The sequence below is a fragment of the uncultured Caballeronia sp. genome (assembly GCF_964243625.1).
Classification (GTDB): Bacteria; Pseudomonadota; Gammaproteobacteria; order Burkholderiales; family Burkholderiaceae; genus Caballeronia.
The window spans coordinates 1-4,151 of the sequence record NZ_CAXTGZ010000533.1 but is presented as its reverse complement, the minus strand read 5'-3'; the positions used below and the strand labels follow the sequence as shown (position 1 = coordinate 4,151).

Genomic DNA, 4,151 nt, shown 5'->3' with positions numbered 1-4,151 from the left:
GGACCCGGCTGATACGGCGGATTCCACGGGCGGCACTTCGGACCCGGCGTGGGATTCGTGCTCGCAAGACTACGGATATAACTGGCAATCTGCATACCCTGGTTCTGCGACAAGCCGTGATATTCGCTTCGAACCACGATCGAGTTGTTCGAGTAATTGAACTTGAACAAATCGTTGCCGCTCGCGCTGTGGCAGTCCATGCAATGCGCCTTGAGCTGGTGACCCGAATTGACCGGCGAATCGATCAGCGTCGCGGTTTGCCACAACTTCTGACCCGCGGAGATATCGGCTGTGTTCGCTAGCGGCGCAGTCCATTTAGTCGGATCGTCTTGCGTGAAGCTGCTGCTGGCAATCAGCGCATTGCCCGACGCATCGAGCAAATTGAACGACAACACGCGATAACCCGAGCTCACGCCATCGGTGGTATTGAAGCGGAAACTGATCGTGTTGTTTCCGTTGATTGCGCCCGTCACGGGTACATTCAACTTGATGGTGTCGTAACCGCCGCCAATGCCGCCATACAATTTCGCGTTGCCCAGCACGGTCACGTTTGCATTCGTCAGATCGATCCACTTGCCGCCGTTGATCTGGACCGAACCCTTGGCGTCGTAGGAGAGATTGTTGACCTGCATGGTCAGCGTATTCGCTGACGCGCCCGCCGGAACGGCGAGGGTGGTCGTCACAACAACGCCGCTGCCCGCGCCCATCACCTCCAACGGCATGACCACCGCACCTGCGACGGGGGTCGTGGGCGTCGTGGGCGTCGTGGTCGCCGGAGGCGTGGTCGCCGGAGGCGTGGTCGCGGTCGTCGTGGCCGGCGCTGTCGTGGACGTCGCCGGCACGGAAGTCGAGGGTTTGCGCCTGCGCGCAGCGGCAGCGACGCTGCTGTCATTAACGGTTGCGGTACTCGCCGAATCGGGCGTTGCGCTGGCTACGGCCGCTGCTGCAGTACTGCTTGTTGCTGCTGCGGTATCGGAACTATCGCCACCGCCGCAAGCGCTCAACACAGCGCTCGATGCGAAACAGATTAACAATGCCTTATTGAGTTTTATCATTTTTTATGAGTTGCGGAAAAGATTAGAAACCTCACGAAAAAAGTCGACGAGGCTTGACGTCTTCAGAAGAAGCGTGATTTCCGCGGAAACGAACACTTGCATGCTGCGGACAGCGGCAAACGCGATTAACGCAATCAAACCGTGTTAATCTGCAATTCAACTTATTCATCAGATGAATTAAACCAAAGCGGGCGGCTGTATTGACGTGTCGTCTCAAGTCCGGCTAATTTCGGCATAGGCTCTACCTCCACGCTGTAAGTGGTCAGAATTCAATTCAAATTTAACGGAAATCACGCCCGCATGAATGGATTGATCAACTTGGAAACCGATATCCCTCTTTACGCTACTAAACCATAAGTACTTGTTCAAACGATGAAAAACATATTTCGTTACATTCAGTCGACAGTAAATATTACTCGATCAAATGAATACCACGGTTCATTGCATGATATGCACGAATCAGAGCTGCTATTGCGCAATATCCAATCATGCAATTCCCGAGGCTATATATGATTCGGCAATGACAGCAATGGCTTTCCAAGTGCACCGTGATAGCCCACTCGGATTAACGAGCGTTATAACCCCTTTGCGCCGGGATTCTAAACGTATCGAATTGATTACTCGAACGCAAGAGTGTGACATTTTGTGAGATTTAGATTACAGGCTTATTCATCACATTAATTAGAATTAAGGGTCGCAAAGACAGAAGCAAGCAACAAGCGCGATCAGCGATGGCGGAAAACGACAGCTTGATGGCTGCTTAAGCCTTATCTGGAAAAGCTCGGCGTTTTGTCTTAAGTAACTACCGGTCGCAGTCAGTTGAATAGTTCAGACAGTTCAGATTGCCCGGGAAAGTGATTAGGCAGGAAGGTAGCGGCGAAAGTGATTGTTGGGCATCGTCCACAAAAAGTTGTGCGCAATAGCACAAACCGGTCTCAAGCGAACTTGTGCCCTGAAGACCGCGTTGTGCATAGCAAGCACTGTATCGGTGCCGTCAACGCGTTCGCATCCCACTTCGGTGCAAGGTTGCAACTATCGTGTACGGGAAATCCAGCGTCCATGTCATGGCATGCTTCATGCATAGTGAATTTCATTCAAGTTACTTGAACAAAATTCACTAACCTATCATTGCGGCGCGGCCGCACGGGAGCATCATGCATAAGCCATTTCGAACGTTTGTCCTGTCGATGACCGGCGCATTTGCGCTGATTGCATCAGTACCCGGGTTTGCACAGGGCAGCGATCTGCTCGCCCGCGTAAAGGCAAACAAGGAGATCACGGTCGGCACGGAAGCGCGCTACGCGCCGTTCGAATCCATTGAAAACGGCAAGATCGTGGGCTACGACGCGGACCTGCTGCAATACGTATTGAAGTCGCTGCCCGATGTAAAACTCAAGCAACTCGACCTGCCCTTCCAGGGCCTGTTGCCCGGCCTCGACGCCAAGCGCTTCGACATGGTCATCACCGCCGTCACCGTGAACAAGGACCGTGCGAGTCACTTTGCTTTCACGTTACCTGTTGCCGATGCCACCGCCGGCGTGCTCGTGCGTTCGAACGAAGCGTCCATCAAATCGCCGAACGACCTGAACGGGAAGATCGTCGGCTCGCAGACGGGTTCGGCCCAGTTGCAGGCACTCATGGCGCTCGACAAAAACCTGAAAGCCGCTGGCGGTCCCGGCATCAAGCAGATCAAGCAATACGTCGCGTTCGATGAAGCATATGCGGACCTGGCCGTCGGCCGTCTCGATGCGGTCGCGCAGTCGGTCGCGAACCTCGGCCCCTTGTTGAAGTCACGTCCGGGCGTGTTCACGGTGCTGCCGCAGAGCATTGGACCGAAGAGCTACTTTGCGTGGGTCGCGCGCAAGGACGCAGACAGCGCCGCACTGCTGAAGCTTTTCAGTGATGGGATCGCGCGTGCGAACAAGGACGGCACCATGAAAGCGCTGCAGATGAAGTGGTTCGGCACGACCATGGATGTTCCTTCGGACGCCGTTCCCGAACCGTCGATGTAAGCAACGTTCATCTATATGAACCCTCCCGATCTCCTCGCGCGTTGCGCAAGTTATCTGCCGCAATTACTGGACGGCGCGATCACCACGTTGTGGCTTTCGGCCATTGCAGTAGCGTGCGGCTTCTTCGCGGGCATCTTCATCTACATGATGTCGGCGAGCGAAAGCCGGACCTTGTCAACGGCTGCACGCGTGTATGTCAGCGTCTTTCGCGGTACGCCCGTCCTCGCACAACTGCTGGTGTTCTATTACCTGCCCTCCGGTCTCGGTTGGGCGATTCCAGGGGTGGTCGCGGCGGCTATCGGGTTATCGATGAACACGGCGGCTTATCAATCGCAGATTCTCGGCACGGGATTTACCGCGATTCCACGCGGGCAGATCGAGGCCGCAAAGACGTTCAACCTCACGCGGCACCAGACCCTGTGGCACATCGAGATCCCGCAAGTGGTTGCGTTGACCCTGCCGGCACTGGTCTCGGAGATGATCGATATCGTCAAGGCGTCCGCAGTGGTGTCGGTGATTGCCGTGACCGACCTGATGCGCGTCGGGCAGCAACTGTCTTCGTTCAGTTATCGGCCGCTCGAAGTCTACACGCTCGCTGCGTGCTTTTATCTTGCGATCACGTCGATGCTTTCCCTCGCTGGACGAGGTATCGAACGGCGCATGGCGCGGCGGGCGTGACCGACATGAACAGTTTTCTCGCCCTCATCCCTCGCTTTGCCGACGCCATCCTCGTTACGCTCGAGGTCAGCGTAGTCGCGGCCTTCATTGGTGCTTTGGGCGGCTTTGTCCTGAACGCGTTGCGCCTTCGATTTCCGCAGTTGCTCGGCGCGCCGTATCGCATCTATATATGGCTCGTTCGCGGGACGCCGTACCTCTCGCAACTGGTGATCGTCTACTTTGGGCTGCCCGTCATAGGCGTCACGATGACCGCCGTGCAGGCGACCATCGTCTCGCTTGCGATCTACTCCGCCGCCTATTTCGCGGAGATTTTCCGAGCAGGCTGGGCCAGCATTCCAAGTGGGCACGTGGAAGCGGCGCGCGCATTCGGCATTGACCGATGGTCAGCGTTCCGAAGCATCGAACT

The 4,151-nt window shown here is 55.9% G+C and carries 4 protein-coding genes and 1 pseudogene; 4 read left to right on the top strand and 1 reads right to left on the bottom strand.

What is annotated here, in order from left to right:
- Window positions 1-842: pseudogene (locus tag ACFFAR_RS26420) on the bottom strand (hypothetical protein); the annotation flags it as partial.
- Between ACFFAR_RS26420 and ACFFAR_RS26415 the strand changes: the two are divergent.
- The 4 genes from ACFFAR_RS26415 to ACFFAR_RS26400 all read left to right on the top strand — a co-directional run.
- Window positions 826-1,203 (top strand): hypothetical protein, encoded by a 378-nt coding sequence (locus tag ACFFAR_RS26415; RefSeq protein ID WP_174364751.1) that lies wholly within the window; start codon window positions 826-828, stop codon window positions 1,201-1,203. The pseudogene ACFFAR_RS26420 and the gene ACFFAR_RS26415 sit on opposite strands and share 17 nt — an antisense overlap.
- 1,006 nt (window positions 1,204-2,209) lie before the next feature.
- Window positions 2,210-3,067, top strand: a complete 858-nt coding sequence (locus ACFFAR_RS26410) for a transporter substrate-binding domain-containing protein (protein WP_062001314.1) — start codon at window positions 2,210-2,212, stop codon at window positions 3,065-3,067.
- A 15-nt stretch (window positions 3,068-3,082) separates the two neighbouring features.
- Complete coding sequence (locus tag ACFFAR_RS26405; RefSeq protein ID WP_174364752.1) at window positions 3,083-3,745, top strand: ABC transporter permease subunit; 663 nt, start codon at window positions 3,083-3,085, stop codon at window positions 3,743-3,745.
- 5 nt (window positions 3,746-3,750) lie between these two features.
- On the top strand, window positions 3,751-4,151 hold a 401-nt coding region (locus ACFFAR_RS26400; protein WP_174364753.1), incomplete at its 3' end, for an ABC transporter permease subunit.

Excerpts from the sequence above, each read along its gene's own strand:
- ACFFAR_RS26410 (WP_062001314.1), top strand. The coding sequence starts at position 2,210 with ATGCATAAGCCATTTCGAACGTTTGTCCTGTCGATGACCGGCGCATTT.
- ACFFAR_RS26405 (WP_174364752.1), top strand. The coding sequence starts at position 3,083 with ATGAACCCTCCCGATCTCCTCGCGCGTTGCGCAAGTTATCTGCCGCAA.